Consider the following 17,211-nt stretch of genomic DNA (forward strand, 5'->3'; position numbering starts at 1 on the left):
GCACCGGAGAGGCCGCCCGCCGGCCACCCCCTAAAATCGGTGAACGTGTCCTCCTCCAGCTCCGCCGGCGAGTCCCCGATAGCCGAAGCGACCCCCCTGTCCCTCTGCTCCCGCGAGCCGCGCGTCCCCGCGGACCGGCTGGTGGCCGAGATGGTCCCCCCGCCCCGCTTCGACTCGGTCCGCTTCGGCACCTACCTCCCGGACCCGAACCAGCCGAGCCAGACGGAGGCGGTCCAGGTCCTGGAGTCCTTCGCGGCGGGGCTCGGCGGCACGCAGGCGGCGGGCGGCTCCGGCAGGCGCGGCTTCTTCGGCCTCGGCAGGCCCAAGGCACCCAAGGCCCCCGCCGGCCCCCGGGGTGTCTACCTGGACGGCGGTTACGGCGTGGGCAAGACCCACCTGCTCGCCTCGCTCTGGCACGCCACCCCCGCCGAGCCGTCCCGCAAGGCGTTCGGCACCTTCGTGGAGCTGACGAACCTCGTCGGCGCCCTGGGCTTCCAGCAGACGGTGCAGACCCTGTCCGGGCACCGCCTGCTGTGCATCGACGAGTTCGAGCTGGACGACCCCGGCGACACGGTCCTCGTCTCCACCCTGCTCGGCAAGCTGGTCGACGCCGGGGTCGCGCTGGCCGCCACGTCCAACACGCTGCCCGGCAAGCTCGGCGAGGGCCGCTTCGCCGCGGCCGACTTCCTGCGGGAGATCCAGGGCCTGTCGGCGCACTTCCGCCCGCTGCGCATCGACGGCGAGGACTACCGCCACCGCGGCCTGCCCGAGGCCCCGGCGCCGTTCGGCGACGAGCAGGTGACCGAGGCGGCCCACGCGACCGCGGGCGCCTCGCTCGACGACTTCCCGCGGCTGCTGGAGCACCTGGCGAAGGTGCACCCCAGCCGGTACGGCGCGCTGACCGACGGCGTGACGGCGGTGTGCCTGACCGATGTGCGGCCGGTCCCGGACCAGTCGACGGCGCTGCGGCTGGTGGTGCTCGCGGACCGGCTCTACGACCGTGAAGTGCCGGTGCTGGCCTCGGGGCTGCCGTTCGATCAGCTGTTCAGCGAGGAGATGCTGAAGGGCGGGTACCGCAAGAAGTACTTCCGCGCGATCTCGCGCCTCACCGCGCTCGCCCGGGATGCGAAGGGTTTCGTCCGAACCGCCTAGTTCACGCCAGGCCACCCCACTTTTCACGCTCTCTTCCGCACGAAGCGCCAAGTTGACCCTGCAAACAACTTTGCAGGGTTACCGTGTTTCTTGACCAGCGGTTGACCAACTGTTGGGGCGTACTAGAGGTGCGGGGCGATCGGAGGAGGGCGCGTGTTCCGAGGTACGACGGACGTGATCGCGATATCGGCCCTCGCCGCCGCCCTGTTCGCCCGCAGATTCTTCGCTCCGGCCGCGCCCTTCGCACCCGCGCACACGGTCCGTCATGCAAAGGCCAGAGCCTGGGCGCTCCGGGTCTTCCGGGTCCACGGCCGCTGATCAGCAGAGCAGCTCCCCCACTCTGCTTTGTCCTGCCCGTCCGACGCGCCCCTGTGCGGCGCGCCAGGAGGAGTGACCACATATGCAGCCCCTCATCGACAACGCCCGTACCTTCGGACAGCGCCCTGAGGAGTTCGCCAAGCTCGCCGAAGGCCAGTCCCCGCAGGTGCTCTTCATCACCTGCTCGGACTCCCGAGTCGTGCCGGCCCTGATCACGGGCGCCCGCCCCGGCGAGCTCTTCGAGCTGCGCACCGCGGGCAACATCGTCCCGCCGTACGCCTTCGACCACCCCACCAGCGAGGCGGCCACCATCGAATACGCCGTGGAGGTCCTCGGCGTCGGCGACATCGTGGTCTGCGGCCACTCCCACTGCGGTGCCGTCGGCGCGCTGGTGCGCGGCGACGACCTGAGCGCCGTACCCGCCGTGCGCGACTGGCTGACGCACGCGACCCCGCGACCCACCGGAGCGGCCGAGGACCCGGCCGTCACCGAGGGCGTCCAGAGCCACGTCCGCACCCAGCTGCTGCGGCTGCGCTCGTACCCGTTCATCGAGAAGAAGCTGACGGATCATCAACTGGCTCTGCACGGCTGGTACTACGAGGTGCACACCGGCACCGTGCGGGAGCACCGCGCCGACACCGACACCTTCGAGGCGCTGTGAGCACGCCGATGACCGCCTTCCCGCATCTGCGGCGGGACTTCGCCGCCTCCCTGGTCGTCTTCCTGGTCGCGCTGCCGCTGTGCGTGGGCGTGGCCGTCGCCTCCGGTGTCCCGGCCGAACTGGGCCTGGTCACCGGCATCGTGGGCGGCATCGTCACCGGCATGATGCGGGGCAGCAGCCTCCAGGTGTCGGGCCCCGCGGCGGGCATGACCGTGCTGGTCTTCGAGGCCGTCCAGGAGTTCGGACTGCCCGCGCTCGGGGTGATCGTGCTGGCCACGGGGCTGCTCCAGCTCCTGATGGGCACCTTCGGACTCGGGCGCTGGTTCCGGGCCATCTCGGTCTCGGTCGTCGAGGGCATGCTGGCCGGCATCGGCCTCGTGATCATCGCCGGACAGCTCTACGCCATGGCCGGCGCCGAGGCGCCGGCCTCGGGCCCGGCGAAAATAGCCGGGCTGCCCGGCGCGCTCGCCGACGCCCTCGGTGACACCGAGGCGTTGGCCTCGCTGGGACTCGGCGCGGGCACCGTCGCCGTCCTGGTGCTGTGGCGGCGGATGCCGGGCGCGCTGCGCACGGTGCCCGCTCCGCTCGCGGCGGTGGGGCTGGCGACGCTGGTCGCGGGGGTATGCGCGCTGCCGGTGGCCACCGTCGAGGTGAAGGGGCTGCTGGGCTCGATCCAGCCGCCGTCACTGAGCTCCTTCGGCGAGCTGGCCGACGTGGGACTGCTGGTCACGATCATCGCCTTCACGCTGATCGCGTCCGCGGAAACGCTGTTCAGCGCGGCGGCCGTGGACCGGATGCACGACGGTCCGCGCACCGACTACGACAAGGAGCTGATCGCCCAGGGCGCGGGCAACACCGTGTGCGGGGCGCTGGGCGCGCTGCCGATGACCGCGGTGATCGTGCGCAGCTCGGCCAATGTCCAGGCGGGCGCCCGGACCAAGGCGTCCCGGGTGATGCACGGCGTCTGGCTGCTGCTGTTCGCGGCGCTGCTGCCGTCCGTGCTGGCCTGGATCCCGCTCCCGGCCCTGGCGGGCGTCCTGGTGCACGCCGGAGCCAAGCTGATCCCCGTGCGCGCCATCCGCTCGCTGTGGCGCGAGCACCGCGGGGAGGTGCTGATCCTCGTGGTCACGGCCGTGTCGATCGTCGCGGTCAGCATGTTCGAGGGGGTGCTCATCGGTCTCGCGCTGGCCGTCGCCAAGGCGGCCTGGGAGGCCTCGCACCTGAAGCTGGAGGTCGTGGACAAGGGCGCCGGACCGGTCCAGGCGTACCTGTCGGGCAACGCCACCTTCCTGCGGCTGCCGAAAATACTGGACAGCCTGGAGGCGCTGCCCCAGGACCGGCCGGTGGAGCTGGACCTGTCCGGGCTGCACCACCTGGACCACGCTTGCCGTACGGCGCTGGAGAGCTGGGTCGAGCGGCACAGCGCGGCGGGTACCGAACCGGTGCGGGTCACCTCGCCCTGACGGCATGTCCCGGGCCGGGGCGAACCGGCCCCGGCCCGGGGCATACCGCCGACGAGGCGGGGAGAACGTCATGGTCGAGGAGCTGCCGGCGGCGGGCGCTGCAGCCGGGGCCGCCGGACCGGTCCGTGTCGCCTCCGCGGCTCGGATCGTCAAGCGCAAGCCGGTCGAAGCGGCCCCAGATGGAGGACACCCCCCTCCGCGCTCCAACTGCGGCTGCTCCAGACGGTGGTGGCGGTCGCGGCCGAGAAGAACTCCACGCTGGTGCTGCCGTTCCCGGTGGAGCTGCCTGCGCTTCCTGGCGCGGGCCCGGCAACCGGTGCCGGAGCGCCCGCAAGGAAAGTGAACTCGCTCTACGCGCGTGGTTCACCTGGCCGGACCCAAATGGTAGACACGGCGTCGACACAGTCCTGTCCGCCAGCAGGAAGGTTCCACCATGTCCGACCACGGCTTGCAGAGCCGCCGTCAGATGCTCGCCCGCACCGGCGCCCTGGGCGTCTCGATCGCCTTCGCCGGGAACCTCAGCGAACTCTTCGCGGGCACGGCCGCCGCGCAGAACCTGGGCCACACCGGTTACGGCCCCCTCATCCCGGACCCGAACGGCCTCCTCGACCTGCCGAAAGGTTTCCGCTACCGGGTCCTGTCCCGCGAGGGCGACCCCCTGCGCTCGGGAGAGGGCCAGGTCCCCTCGAACCACGACGGCATGACCGCCCTGGCCGGCCGGCACGGCCGGGTCCACCTGGTCCGCAACCACGAGAACCGCCACACCGCGAGACTGCCCGTCCCGGCGGTCGAGGGCCTGACGTACGACCCGCAGGCCAAGGGCGGCTGTACCACGCTGACCCTGGACGCCCGCGGCAAGGTCGTCGCCGAGCGCGTCGGCATCGCCGGTACGGCCGTCAACTGCGCGGGCGGGCCCACGCCTTGGGGTACCTGGCTGACCTGCGAGGAAAACGAGGACAAGGCGGGCACCAACGGCTACACCAAGGACCACGGCTTCATCTTCGAGGTGGACCCCGCCGACCCGCACCGCAGCGGCGCGGTACCGCTGACCGCGATGGGCCGCTTCCAGCACGAGGCGGTGGCGGTGGACCCGAAACGGGGCATCGTCTACGAGACCGAGGACGCCTTCCAGCGGCCCTTCGGCCTGTTCTACCGCTTCCTCCCCCACCAGCCCCTCGGCGGCGGAGGTTCCCTGCGGGCGGGCGGCCGCCTCCAGGCGATGCGGGTGCCGGACGTACCGGACCTGTCGTCGGTCCAGGAACCGGGAGCGTCCTTCGACCGGGTCGAGTGGGTCGACGTACCGGATCCCCTGGCCGCCGAGACCCCGATCCGCCTCCAGGACTTCGGCCCCCGGGGCATCACCCACGCCCAGAAGCTGGAGGGCTGCTACTGGGGCGGCCGCTCGGTCTACTTCGTGTCGTCCTTCGCCCGCAGCGCCGAGGGCTCGGCGGCGGACCACTATGGCCAGATCTGGCGGTACGACCCGGAGCGCCGCCGGCTGACCCTGGTGATCGTCTTCGGCCCCGACACGGACATCCAGCTCCCCGGCGAATCCCCCGACAACATCTGCCTGGCCCCCTCCGGCGGCCTCATGGTCTGCGAGGACGGCAACGGCGCCCAGCACGTCTACGGCGTCACCCGGCACGGCGAGGTCTACGCGATGGCCCGCAACGCCCAGAACATCGGCACGCCCGAGGAACCGGAGTGGGGCGAGTTCGCCGGAGTCGCCTTCTCCCCGGACGGCCGGACGATGTACGTCAACTGCTACACGCCGGGAACGACGTTCGCGGTGACGGGACCCTGGCGCGGGTGACCGGCCTCTGACCGGGTGACACGGCCCCGTGTCGGCGGCGCCCGCGATCGGATGAACGGCATATCACCGTAATTCTCATACGGTGATCACTCGTGTACGCAGCATCACCGCCGTCTGTGTCCTGGGCGCCGCACTCGCCGCCTGCGGCGCCCCCCAGACCCCCCGGGCCGCTCGTCCGGCGCCCGCCGCGACCTCCGTCGCCCCCTCCCAGCCGCCGACGCTCGCTCCGGGGCCCGCCGGACTCACCCCCGTGTTCACCAACGGGCCCCGGACCCCGGACAAGACCGTCGCGCTCACCTTCGACGCCGACATGACCGCCGACCAGGGGCCGCGGGCCCTGGCCGGGGAGCGGTTCGACAATCCGGGGCTGATCGGGGCGCTGCGGGAGCTGAAGGTGCCCGCGACCGTGTTCATGACCGGGCGGTGGGCCGAGGAGTACCCCGGCCAGGCGCGGGCCATCGGGCGGGACCCGCTCTTCGAGGTCGCCAATCACTCCTACAGCCATCACGCCTTCACCGGCGACTGCTACGGGCTGCCGACCGTGCCCGAGGACCGGATGCGGGCGGACGTGGAGCGGGCGTACGCCGCCTTCCGCAAGGCCGGGGTGCCGGACGCGCGGCCCTACTTCCGGTTCCCCGGGGGGTGTTACGACCGGCGGGCGCTCAAGGCGCTGACCCCGGCCGGGGTGACCGCCGTGCAGTGGGACGTGGTGAGCGGGGACGCCTTCGCCACCGACGCCGACGCCGTGGCCCGCCAGGTGCTGGACGGGGTGCGGCCGGGCTCGGTCGTCGTCCTGCACTGCACCCGCAGCGCCGCCCCCACCACCGAGCGCGCCGTCCGCACGATCGTGCCCGAGCTGCGGCGCCAGGGGTTCCGCTTCGTCCGGGTCTCCGAGCTGATCGGGGCCGCCCACGACCGCCGGTGACCGTTCTACGCTGGAGGCATGAGCGACGCCGACTACTGCACGATCGCCGACGCGACCAAGCCGCCGAAGGCCGAGGGGCCGCCGTACGCGGAGTGCGTGCTGTGCCGGGAGCCGACGGAGTACCCGGAGTCGTACAAGGGCCTCACCCTGTGCCCGGTGTGCGAGTGGCGCGAGGCCGAGCGGACCGCCTGCTCGGGGTGAATCCGCGGGAGCAGGCACCGGTCCTCGGGCTGGCAGACTGGGCGGGGTGAGCCACGAAACCACGTCCGCCGCCGAAAGCCCCTCCCGCACCGAGCCCGCCTCCCGCGACCTCGCCCCGCAGTACGTGCTGCCGCTCGTCGTCCGGATCGAGCGGGCCGCTCCCCCGGCCCGTACCGACGCCCTGGAGACCGCCGCCCGAGCCGTCCTGGTGCTGCTCGCGGACGAGCGGGCCGCCGGGGACGGCGAGTGGGCCGAGGCCGTGCGGGACTGGCAGGACGCGCGGATCCGCAAGGTCGTACGACGGGCCCGGGGCGCCGAGTGGCGGCGGGCGGAGGCCCTGCCGGGCATCACCGTGACCGGCGGGACCGCCGAGGTACGGGTGTTCCCGCCCGTCCCCCTCGACGGCTGGCCCAAGGATCTCGCCAGGCTCCAGGTCTCCGGCACCGACCTCGACGACCCCGAAGCCCCGGCCGCTCCGGACCCGACGGCCCCGGTGCTGTGGCTCAACCCCGACCTCGGCATGTCGGCCGGCAAGGCGATGGCCCAGGCCGGTCACGGCGCCCAGCTCGCCTGGTGGGACCTGACGGAGCAGGAGCGCACCGCCTGGCGCGACGCCGGCTTCCCGCTCGCCGTACGGACGGCGCCCCGCGACCGCTGGCCCGCGCTCACCACGAGCGGCCTGCCGGTCGTACGGGACGCCGGCTTCACGGAGATCGCCCCCGGCTCCTGCACGGTGGTCGCCGATCACCCGGCGCTGCGCCAGCAACCTCAAATGTTGCTCTGAAGCCACGGCAGAAGCGATTCACCGCCGCGCGCCGGGGCCATACCCCCTCCACGCACGTGCTGGGCGTGACGGAGGGGGACCACGATGGAGCGACTGGGTACGGGGATCGGATGGCGGCCGGAGATCGCGGACGCCGTGGCCCGCATGCCGGGCATCGACTGGGTCGAGGTCGTCGCGGAGAACGTGTGCCCCGGCCATCTCCCCGCGGCGCTGCTGCGGCTGCGCGAACGCGGGGTCACCGTGATCCCGCACGGTGTCTCGCTCGGCCTCGGCGGCGCCGACCGGCCCGACGCCGCCCGGCTGACCGCATTGGCCGAGCGGGCCGAGGCGCTGGGCTCGCCGCTGGTCACCGAGCACATCGCGTTCGTCCGGGCGGGCGGCCCGCTCACCGCGTCACCGCACCTGGAGGCGGGCCATCTGCTGCCCGTGCCGCGCACCCGGGACGCCCTCGCCGTGCTGTGCGAGAACATCCGGATCGCCCAGGACGCCCTCCCCGTCCCGCTCGCCGTGGAGAACATCGCCGCGCTGATCTCCTGGCCCGGCGAGGAGCTGACCGAGGGACAGTTCCTGTACGAACTGGCCGACCGCACCGGCGTGCGGCTCCTCGTCGACGTGGCCAACCTGCACACCAACCACGTCAACCGGGGCGAGGACCCGGCCGAGGCGCTCGCCGAACTCCCCCTGGAGGCCCTCGCGTACGTCCATGTCGCGGGCGGCTTCGAGCGGGACGGCGTCTGGCACGACAGCCACGCCCACCCGGTCCCGCGGCCGGTGCTCGACATCCTCACCGACCTGGCCTCCCGGGTCGCCCCGCCCGGTGTCCTGCTGGAGCGCGACGAGAACTTCCCCGGACCGGCCGAGCTGGAGCGGGAGTTGGCGGAGATCCGGGCGGCCGTCGAGAAGGGCGGCCAGGAGCCGAAGGCCCCGGCCGACCCGGTGGGCCGCCCCCTTGCGGGACCGCCCTCCCCGGCCGCCCGCGAGCGCGTCGCCCTCGCCCAGGCCGCGCTGCTGTCCGCGCTCGTCGCCGGGACACCCGTACCCGAGGGATTCGACCGGACGCGTATGGGTGTCCAGGCCCGGGCGCTCGCCGGGAAGCGGGCGGACGTGGTGGCGAAGGTCGCGCCCGAACTGCCCGTCATCCTCGGCCCGCGCTACCGTCCCGCCTTCCTCGCCTACGCCCAGCGCAACCCCATGACCGGCGGTTATCGACGCGACGCGCTCGACTTCGCCGGGCACCTGCTGGACACCGAGGGGACGCTGGACGGCCGCGCCCGCAGGGAGCTGGGCCGGTGGCGGCGCGAGCGCTCGGGCCCGGCCCCGCGCCCGCCCGCGCGGCTGGCGCGGATACGCCGGACCCTGACCCGCCGGTGACCGAGGGGCCCGCCGAGCCGTGACCTTTCCCACGGAACGTTGCATATCGGCAACGCTCCGTCCGGATGGTGAATAAGGCATGGCGTTCGCACGGGCGTTTGGCATAGAAACGCGGCATGTTCTGGGTCCTCCTCCTGCTGCTGGCCTGGGCCGTCGCCGGCCTCGCGTGCACCCGGCTGTGCCTGGCCGCGGTCCACGCGGCGGCCGTGGACGTGAACGCGGGCCGAGCGCACGATCTGACGCTCTACGAAGCCGCGTTCCTGTCGGGCGGCCCGCGCCGGGTCGCCGATCTGACGCTCGTCTCCATGGCCCGCCAGCGTCGGCTCCTGCTCGCCCGCACGGGCTGGGCGACGGTCGTCGACCCGCGCGGCCGGGACGACATCGAACGGTCCGTCATAGGGGCGATCGGGCCCGAGGGCCAGTCCCGGATCGCGCCGGTGCGGGACGCCGCGGCCGACGCGGAGGCGGTGGGCAGCCTCGCCGAGCGGCTGGTCCGGGCCGGTCTCGCCGTTCCCGACGGAGCCCGCACCGGCATAGCGGCCGCGGTCCAGCGGGTGCGGCTCGCCGCGGCGGCCGTCCTGGCGCTGGGCGCGACCGCGCTGCTCATGCCCGGCGCGACCGAGCTGCCCCGCCACTTGGTCGCCCTCTGGTTCGGGCTGCCGCTCGCGCTCACCCTGAGCTGTCTGGCCATCGCGCGCGTCGAGGTCCACCCGTACTCGCGCTGGGCGTCCCCGGCCGGACAGCGGCTGCTGGGCGCGCTGACCCCACACACGGGCGGCGGGGACGACCGTACGTACCTCACCACCGTCGCGGTGCGGGGCGTCCGCGCGATCGGCGAGCCGGACCTGCGGGCGGCCTTCGAGCAGCGCGCGCCCCACTGGCGCGACTGACACCCCGGCCCAGGGGGCGCACAGGGAGCATTGGCGCCGACACCGGCCGGACGGTGCTTGCCTTCGCCCACAACCGACCGAAGCATCCCTTTTGTTGCGTCCGTGCACCGAAGGGATACCCGATGAGAGCCCTCGTCCTCCACACGGCCGCCGGGTCGTTGCTCCTGAGCTCCCTCGCCGCCACCCCGGCCGGTGCCGCGGAGGCCGTCCCGGGTCTGGCCGAGCTGCGCGGCACCGTGGTGGCCGCCGCGCGGGCGAGGGTGACCGGCATCGACTTCGGCTCCTGCTCCGAGGAGCAGGACATGCCGGGATCCCTGCAGTGCGGCACGGTCAAGGTCCCGCTGGACTACGCGCGTCCGGACGGCCGGCAGATCGAGCTGACGGTCAGCCGGGTGCGGGCCACCCACAAGGACCCGCACAACAGCAAGCGCCGGGTGCCCCGGCAGGGTGCCCTGGTCTTCAACCCCGGCGGGCCGGGCGCCTCCGGCATGTACTTCCCGCTGATCGGCCTGATGCCCGAGTGGAAGCGCCTGGCGGCCGCCTACGACCTCGTCGGCTACGCCCCGCGCGGGGTGGGCCGCAGCGCTCCGCTGTCCTGCCAGGACCCCGAGCACTTCTTCAAGGGGCCCGCACCGGCGCCCACCCATCCCTCGGAGTCGTACAAGCGGGAACGCATCGCCCGGGCCAAGGCGTACGCGCGCGGCTGCGCCCAGCGCTCCGGCGGCGCGCTGCGGCACTACCACTCCCTCAACAACGCCCGCGACCTGGACGTCCTGCGGTCCGCGCTGGGCGAGGAGCGGCTGACGTTCATGGGCGCGTCCTACGGCACGTACTTCGGCGCCCTGTACGCGACGCTCTTCCCCTCGCGGGTGCGCCGGATGGTGTTCGACGCGGCGGTGAATCCGGACCCGGAGCAGATCTGGTACCGCAACAACCTCGACCAGTCGGCCGCGTTCGAGGGCCGCTGGGCGGACTTCCGGGAGTGGATCGCCAAGCACCACAAGGTGTACCGGCTGGGCGACACCCCGGCGAAGGTACTGCGCAGCTACGAGCGGGCGCGGGCGCGGCTCGCCGCCGAACCGGCGGGCGGGAAGGTGGGGCCGCGACAGCTGCACGGGGCGTTTCTCCAGGCCGGGTACTACGACGACTACTGGCCGTACCGGGCGCAGGCGCTGTCGGCGTATCTGAAGGGCGATCCGAAGCCGCTGATCGACATCGCCTCGCCGGTGAAGGAGGCCGCCGTCGAGGCGGAGAACAGCAAGGCGGTGTACACGGCCGTCGAGTGCAACGACGCGGCCTGGCCCACCGACTGGCGGGTGTGGGACCGGGACAACACCCGGCTCGCCCGGGTGGCGCCGTTCGAGACGTGGGACAACGTGTGGGCGAACCTGCCCTGCGCCTTCTGGCCCGCGCCGCGTCAGCGGCCGCTCGATGTGCGGACGGCGCCCGGTGAGCTGCCGCCGACGCTGATCCTCGCCGCCGAGCGGGATGCCGCGGCGCCCTATCAGGGGGCGCTGGAGCTGCACCGGCGGCTGGCGGACTCGGTGCTGGTGACCGAGCGGGACGCGGGGACGCACGGGGTCGCGGGCGGGCCCAACGCGTGCGTCAACGCGCATGTGGAGGTGTATCTGCTGGAGGGGCGGCTTCCGGTGCGTCGCACCGCGTGTGCGCCGCGTCCGGAGCCGCGTCCCGCCACGTGAGGGGCGGCCGAGGGCCTCAGGCCAGCCCGGCGATCAGGTCCGCCACCGACTTGCGGCGGCCCGTGTAGAACGGGACCTCCTCGCGTACGTGCATGCGCGCCTCGGACGCGCGCAGGTGGCGCATCAGGTCGACGATGCGGTACAGCTCGTCCGCCTCGAAGGCGAGGATCCACTCGTAGTCGCCCAGCGAGAAGGAGGCGACCGTGTTGGCGCGGACGTCCGGGTAGCCGCGGGCCATCTTGCCGTGGTCGGCGAGCATGCGGCGGCGGTCCTCGTCGGGCAGCAGGTACCAGTCGTAGCTGCGCACGAAGGGGTAGACGCTGACGTAGTCGCGGGGCGTCTCGTCGGCGAGGAACGCCGGGATGTGCGAGCGGTTGAACTCGGCGGGGCGGTGCAGCGCCATGTTCGACCAGACCGGCTCCAGCGCGCGGCCGAGCCGGGTGCGGCGGAAGAGGTTGTACGCCTCCTGGAGCTGGTCGCTGGTCTCGGCGTGCCACCAGATCATGACGTCGGCGTCGGCGCGCAGCCCCGACACGTCGTAGGTGCCGCGGATCGTCACGTCCTTGGCGGCGAGCTGGTCGAACAGCTCCTGGACCTCGTCGGCGTAGCCCGCGCGGTCCTCGGGGAGCACGTCCTTCAGCCTGAAGACGGACCAGAGGGTGTAGCGGATGACATCGTTGAGGTCCTTGGCCAGCTTGCCCTTGTTCGGGATCCTGCCGGGCTCGGTGGTGGGGGCGTCGTCACTCATGGTCCTTATTCTCCTGCTCCTCCGTGCAGACTCTGCACCGGGTGGGCGGTGAGCTGCTGCACAGCGCGCAGATCACCGTGGATCTGGTCGACGGCCGCGTAAGCGCTCGCGATGCACGCCGGGATGCCCACGCCGTCGTAGGCCGCGCCGCACACCGCCAGGCCCGGCACCTTGCCCAGGTGGTCGCGGATGCGGGCCACGCGCGCGTGGTGGCCGACCGGGTACTGGGGCAGGCCGTCGGTCCAGCGGGTGACGCGGGTGGCGAGCGGAGTGGCGGTCAGGCCGGTCGCCGCCTCCAGGTCGTGCCGGGAGACCTCGACGAGGTCGGTGTCCTCCCGCTGCAGGATCTCCGTCTCGCCGTACCGCCCGACCGAGGTGCGCAGCACCAGCACGTCCGGGTCCTGGTCGGCGATCCAGGCCCACTTGTGGGAGGCGAAGGTCGACGCCTTGATGGTGCGGCCGTCGACGGGCGGCACCAGGAAGCCGCTGCCGGCGGGCAGTGCGGTGCCGGCGCGCCGGTAAGCCAGGGTGACCAGGGCCATGGAGGCGTACTCGACGGCGGCCAGTTCGCTCGCGGCGGCCGGGGCTTCGGCGCGCAGCAGGTCGGCGGCGGCCCGCGCGGGTACGGCGACGACGACGGCGTCCGCGCGCAACGTCCGCTCGCCGGTGACGACCCGCCAGCCGTCCGGTTCGCGGCGCAGCCCGGTCACCGGCGCGCCGGTGACGATCTCGCCGCCCCTGGCCCGCACCGCCTGAGCGACGGCGAGCGGAAGCGTGCCGATGCCGCCCTCGATGCCCATGAACACCGGGCCGCTGTGCTGAGCCGCCGCCGCACCGGCCTGGATCGCGCGGACCGCCTCGGTCAGGGAGTCATGGGCCTGGGCGGCCCGGAAGAGCTGCGGGACGGCCGAGCGCATCGAGATGCGGTAGGCGTCGCCCGCGTACACCCCGCCCAGCAGGGGCTCGACCAGCCGGTCGACGACCTCGCGGCCCAGCCGCCGCGCCACGTACGCGCCGACCGCCACATCGTCACCGACCTCGGTGCGGGGCAGTTCGGCGTCGCGCTCGATACGGGCCAGGCCCTCGTCGGACAGGACGCCGGCCAGGGCGGCGGCGGTGCCGGGCACACCCATGACGTGGCCCTTGGGCATGGGGCGCAGGGCGCCGCGGGTCCACAGGGAGGCGGTGGCGGTGGCCGGGGGCTGCAGACGCTCGGCGAGACCGGCCTCGCGGGCGAGCGCCACGGCCTCGGGGCGGCGGGCCAGCATCGACTCGGCGCCCAGGTCCACCCGGACGCCCGCGATCTCGCCGGGCAGCAGCTTGCCGCCGATCCGGTCCGATGCCTCCAGCACGGTCACCCGGCTGCCCCCGGCCAGCAGCCGGTGGGCTGCCGCGAGGCCGGCGATCCCGGCGCCGATGACGACGACCTGTCCGTGTTCCGCTGGAGTGTCCGCTGCGTGCATGAGCCCACTCTCTCAAACGCCACTGACACTCCCGCCGACGCCGTCCGGCCCTTCGCGTGCCCGGCCCGAGTCCCGACCGTGACCGCATCGGAACCGCCGGAGGCCAACGTCCGGGCCTTCTCCGGCGTCGAAGAAGCATCAGCCGTCACGACCCTCGGGGGGTAACACACCATGCGCGCACCACGTTTGGTACGACCTGTCCATGCCGTCGCCGGCGTTCTGCTGGCGGCAGCCCTGGCGCTGACCGGATGCACCGGCGGCGCCGACTCCGGCGACTCCGCCGGCAGCAACGAGGGCGCCAAGTCCCAGGCGGACAGCGCCGCGGGCGCGGCGGCCTCGGGCCGGTCCGGCGCCGAGAAGGCGGACGCCCCGCCCAGGATCACCGCGAGCCACATCATCCGTACGGCGTCGCTGACCGTGCAGGTCAAGGACGTACCGAAGGCCCTCGACGAGGCCCGCACCACCGCCGAGAACGCGGGCGGCTACGTCGGCAACGAGACGACCACCCGCGACCAGGACGGCAGGGAGCGCACCCGCGTCGTGCTGCGCGTCCCCGTCGGCTCCTACGCGGACGTCCTCGCCGACCTGGAGGGCACCGGCAAGCTGCTCGACCGCACCGCCAAGGCGCAGGACGTCACCGAGCAGGTCGTCGACGTGGAGAGCCGCATCAAGTCGCAGCGGGCCAGCGTGACCCGGATCCGCGCGCTGATGGACCAGGCCACCAAGCTGACCGACGTGGTGACGCTGGAAGGCGAACTGAGCACCCGTCAGGCGGACCTGGAGTCGCTGCTGGCCCAGCAGGCCTCCCTGGAGGACCGCACGAGCCTGGCCACCATCACCCTGTCGCTGTCCGAGACACCGGTGAAGAAGGCGGTGGCCGAGGACGACGACCCCGGGGTCATGGACGCGCTCACGGGCGGCTGGGACGCCTTCGTGACGATGCTGCGCTGGATCGTCATGGCCGTGGCGGCGGTCCTGCCGTTCGCCGTGGGTGCGGCCCTGCTGATCGTGCTCTGGCTGCGGCTGGTGCAGCCCCGGCTGACCCCGCGCCCGGCACCCGCGCGCGAGGAGGACTGACCGCGAGCCCGAAATGATCTGCGCCCGTAGCGTGTTCGCATGAACATGAAGCGTGGGCGGGGTCCGAGGGAACGGCTGGTCGTGATCGGCGGCGACGCCGCGGGGATGTCCGCGGCGTCGCAGGCACGGCGCATGAAGGGCGCCGCCGAACTGGAGATCGTGGCCTTCGAACGCGGCGACTTCTCCTCGTACTCGGCGTGCGGCATCCCGTACTGGGTCGGCGGCGACGTCGCCGGGCGCGACGAGCTGATCGCCCGGACGCCCGAGGAGCACCGCGCGCGGGACATCGATCTGCGCATGCGCACCGAGGTCGTGGAGGTCGACCCGGCCGGGCAGCGGGTACGCGCGCGTGACGTCGATTCCGGGGCCGAGTCCTGGACGTCGTACGACAAGCTCGTGATCGCCACCGGTGCGCGGCCGGTCCGCCCCGACCTGCCGGGCGTGGAGGCGCCGGGGGTGCACGGGGTGCAGAGCCTGGGCGACGGGCAGGCGCTGCTGGACACGCTGGCACGCACGCGTGGGCGGCACGCGGTCGTGGTCGGCGCCGGTTACATCGGCGTGGAGATGGCCGAGGCGCTGATCAAGCGCGGGTACGAGGTGACGGTCGTCAACCGCGGCGAGGAGCCGATGTCCACGCTCGACCCGGACATGGGCCGCCTGGTGCACGAGGCCATGACGGGCCTCGGCATCACCATGGTCGGCGGCGCCGAGGTCACCGGGATCCGCACCGGCGACGACGGCCGGGTCCGCGCGGTCGTGACGCAGGACGCCGAGTACCCGGCGGACGTCGTCGTGCTCGGCATCGGGGTCCGCCCGGAGACGACACTGGCGCGCCGGGCGGGGCTGCCCCTGGGGCGGCACCAGGGGCTGCTGACGGACCTCGCGATGCGGGTGCGCGGACACGAGAACATCTGGGCGGGCGGCGACTGCGTGGAGGTCCTGGACCTGGTCTCCGGTCAGGAGCGCCACATCGCGCTGGGCACCCACGCCAACAAGCACGGGCAGGTCATCGGCACCAACGTGGGCGGCGGATACGCCACCTTCCCCGGTGTGGTCGGCACCGCGGTCAGCAAGGTCTGCGACCTGGAGATCGCCCGCACGGGCCTGCGCGAGAAAGACGCGCGCCGGGCCGGCCTGCAGTACGTCACGGCCACCATCGAGTCGACCAGCCGGGCGGGGTACTACCCCGGTTCCTCCCCGATGACGGTCAAGATCCTCGCCGAGCGTCGCACCGGCCGACTGCTGGGCGTGCAGATCGTCGGCCGGGAGGGCGCCGCCAAGCGCGTGGACATCGCGGCGGTGGCCCTGACCGCGGGGATGACGGTGGACCGCATGACGGCCCTGGACCTCGGCTACGCCCCGCCGTTCAGCCCGGTGTGGGACCCCGTCCTGGTGGCGGCCCGCAAGGCGGCGAGGGCCGTGTCCGAGGACTCCTAGGCCGAGCCGCTGATCCTCGGCAGCGACGCCACCGACGCGCCGGCGGGGGCGGCCGCCGGCTGCTCCCCCGTGCCCGTGCCCGGCCTGGCATGCGCGGCCGGCGGCCGCACGGACCGCAGCCGATGGCTCACCGCCTCGTCGAGCGTCACCGGACGCCCCGTCTGCGCGGCCAGCCGGCCGGCCTCCTGGCCCAGCCGCGCCACGTCCTCCCAGGGGAGCCGCACCACTACGGAGAGCTCGGCCTCACCGTCCGGCAGCGCGTGCATCGACGGAGCAACTCTTTCGTTCATCGCCTGTCCTCCCGTAGTCCGGTCGACAAGCCATACGCGCGCAACGGCCCCGGCGTTCACCGATTCCGGGACCGCATCCAGGGAAGAAGTCACTCGTGGTCATCCCCGTCCATGACGTGAACCCCGTACGCGGCACCCCGTACGTGACGTACGGCCTGATCGCCGCGAACGTCTTCGTCTTCCTGGCCCTGCCCGGCACGGTGGGCATGCCCTGGGAAAGCCGCCTGGCCCAGACCTGCGAGCTGCACGCGCTGCTGGACCAGTACGCCGCGGTGCCACGGGAGTTGATCCACGGTCAGCTGCCCCGCCTGGTCCCCACCGGCGACGTCTCGGTCGGCCCGCACGGCCCCGGCTGCGTGGTCGGCGAGCCGGGCTACGACAAGTCACCGCTGCTGTCGGTCTTCACGGCGATGTTCCTGCACGGCGGCTGGCTGCACCTGCTCGGCAACATGCTCTTCCTGCTGATCTTCGGCAACAACATCGAGGACCGCATGGGCCATGTGCGGTACGTGCTGTTCTACGTCGTGTGCGGCTACGCGGCCGGTTACGGCTTCGCGCTGCTCAACGCCGACTCCGGCGACCCGCTGATCGGCGCCTCGGGCGCGATCGCCGGGGTGCTGGGCGCCTATCTGGTGCTGTATCCGAAGGCCAGGGTGTGGGTGCTGGTGCCGTTCCTGGTCTTCCTGCCGCTGAGACTGCCGGCCTGGATGGTGCTCGGCTTCTGGTTCGGGCTCCAGGCGGTGTACTCGTCCGGCGAGGGCATCTCGGAGGCCGGGACGATCGCGTACACCGCGCATGTCGTCGGCTTCCTCGCGGGCATGCTGCTCGCCTGGCCGCTCAAGCCCGGCACACCGCCGCCGCCGGAGCCGCGCGGTCTGCTGTTCGGCAGACGCGCCCGGCCCCGCCAGACGTGGTGAG

General features: G+C 73.2%; 17 protein-coding genes. 14 read left to right on the forward strand and 3 right to left on the reverse strand.

What is annotated here, in order from left to right; all coding sequences use genetic code 11:
• Nucleotides 1-45 precede the first annotated feature (45 nt).
• The 11 genes from zapE (at nt 46) to ACWD11_RS18125 (ending at nt 11,278) form a co-directional block, all read left to right on the forward strand.
• Nucleotides 46-1,152, forward strand: coding sequence for a cell division protein ZapE (gene zapE, locus ACWD11_RS18075; RefSeq protein WP_451284028.1), 1,107 nt, complete (start codon nt 46-48; stop codon nt 1,150-1,152).
• Nucleotides 1,153-1,305: 153 nt separating this feature from the next.
• Complete coding sequence (locus ACWD11_RS18080) at nt 1,306-1,470, forward strand: hypothetical protein (protein WP_389419907.1); 165 nt, start codon at nt 1,306-1,308, stop codon at nt 1,468-1,470.
• 82 nt (nt 1,471-1,552) lie between these two features.
• On the forward strand, nt 1,553-2,131 hold the full coding sequence (locus tag ACWD11_RS18085; protein WP_451284030.1) for a carbonic anhydrase: 579 nt from the start codon (nt 1,553-1,555) through the stop codon (nt 2,129-2,131).
• An 8-nt stretch (nt 2,132-2,139) separates the two neighbouring features.
• Nucleotides 2,140-3,594, forward strand: a complete 1,455-nt coding sequence (locus tag ACWD11_RS18090; protein ID WP_451284258.1) for a SulP family inorganic anion transporter — start codon at nt 2,140-2,142, stop codon at nt 3,592-3,594.
• 433 nt (nt 3,595-4,027) lie between these two features.
• Complete coding sequence (locus ACWD11_RS18095; protein WP_451284032.1) at nt 4,028-5,407, forward strand: PhoX family protein; 1,380 nt, start codon at nt 4,028-4,030, stop codon at nt 5,405-5,407.
• A gap of 82 nt (nt 5,408-5,489) precedes the next feature.
• Nucleotides 5,490-6,332: a polysaccharide deacetylase family protein gene (locus ACWD11_RS18100; RefSeq protein WP_451284034.1), complete on the forward strand. Its 843-nt coding sequence runs from the start codon at nt 5,490-5,492 to the stop codon at nt 6,330-6,332.
• Between the two features lie 18 nt (nt 6,333-6,350).
• Nucleotides 6,351-6,533: a hypothetical protein gene (locus ACWD11_RS18105; RefSeq protein ID WP_389419911.1), complete on the forward strand. Its 183-nt coding sequence runs from the start codon at nt 6,351-6,353 to the stop codon at nt 6,531-6,533.
• A 46-nt stretch (nt 6,534-6,579) separates the two neighbouring features.
• Entirely contained in the window at nt 6,580-7,317 is a 738-nt protein-coding gene (locus ACWD11_RS18110) for a peptidyl-tRNA hydrolase (RefSeq protein ID WP_451284036.1), read from the forward strand.
• A gap of 84 nt (nt 7,318-7,401) precedes the next feature.
• On the forward strand, nt 7,402-8,688 hold the full coding sequence (locus tag ACWD11_RS18115; RefSeq protein ID WP_451284038.1) for a DUF692 domain-containing protein: 1,287 nt from the start codon (nt 7,402-7,404) through the stop codon (nt 8,686-8,688).
• Nucleotides 8,689-8,804: 116 nt separating this feature from the next.
• A complete protein-coding gene (locus ACWD11_RS18120; protein WP_389419914.1) occupies nt 8,805-9,578 on the forward strand; it encodes a TIGR04222 domain-containing membrane protein in 774 nt (257 codons plus the stop codon).
• Between the two features lie 122 nt (nt 9,579-9,700).
• Nucleotides 9,701-11,278 (forward strand): alpha/beta hydrolase, encoded by a 1,578-nt coding sequence (locus ACWD11_RS18125; protein WP_451284040.1) that lies wholly within the window; start codon nt 9,701-9,703, stop codon nt 11,276-11,278.
• A 16-nt stretch (nt 11,279-11,294) separates the two neighbouring features.
• Here the strand turns inward: ACWD11_RS18125 and hemQ are convergent, their stop codons facing one another.
• Both hemQ and hemG read right to left on the reverse strand, forming a co-directional pair.
• Nucleotides 11,295-12,026, reverse strand: coding sequence for a hydrogen peroxide-dependent heme synthase (gene hemQ, locus ACWD11_RS18130; protein ID WP_389419916.1), 732 nt, complete (start codon nt 12,024-12,026; stop codon nt 11,295-11,297).
• A 5-nt stretch (nt 12,027-12,031) separates the two neighbouring features.
• Complete coding sequence (hemG, locus tag ACWD11_RS18135) at nt 12,032-13,489, reverse strand: protoporphyrinogen oxidase (protein WP_451284042.1); 1,458 nt, start codon at nt 13,487-13,489, stop codon at nt 12,032-12,034.
• 171 nt (nt 13,490-13,660) lie between these two features.
• Between hemG and ACWD11_RS18140 the strand changes: the two genes are divergently transcribed.
• Together ACWD11_RS18140 and ACWD11_RS18145 are read left to right on the forward strand one after the other, a co-directional pair.
• Nucleotides 13,661-14,566 carry a DUF4349 domain-containing protein gene (locus tag ACWD11_RS18140; protein ID WP_451284044.1) on the forward strand — a complete coding sequence of 302 codons (906 nt, stop codon included), beginning with the start codon at nt 13,661-13,663 and terminating at the stop codon, nt 14,564-14,566.
• A gap of 39 nt (nt 14,567-14,605) precedes the next feature.
• The gene (locus ACWD11_RS18145; RefSeq protein WP_451284046.1) at nt 14,606-16,003 is read left to right on the forward strand and encodes an FAD-dependent oxidoreductase; all 1,398 of its coding nucleotides are present in this window, start codon (nt 14,606-14,608) and stop codon (nt 16,001-16,003) included.
• Here the strand turns inward: ACWD11_RS18145 and ACWD11_RS18150 are convergent.
• Nucleotides 16,000-16,293 (reverse strand): hypothetical protein, encoded by a 294-nt coding sequence (locus ACWD11_RS18150; RefSeq protein WP_389419920.1) that lies wholly within the window; start codon nt 16,291-16,293, stop codon nt 16,000-16,002. The genes ACWD11_RS18145 and ACWD11_RS18150 overlap by 4 nt on opposite strands.
• 95 nt (nt 16,294-16,388) lie before the next feature.
• Here ACWD11_RS18150 and ACWD11_RS18155 point away from each other — a divergent pair, with 95 nt between their 5' ends.
• Nucleotides 16,389-17,210 carry a rhomboid family intramembrane serine protease gene (locus ACWD11_RS18155; protein ID WP_389419921.1) on the forward strand — a complete coding sequence of 274 codons (822 nt, stop codon included), beginning with the start codon at nt 16,389-16,391 and terminating at the stop codon, nt 17,208-17,210.
• Nucleotide 17,211 lies beyond the last annotated feature (1 nt).

The sequence above is a fragment of the Streptomyces sp. NPDC002776 genome (genome assembly GCF_053592195.1).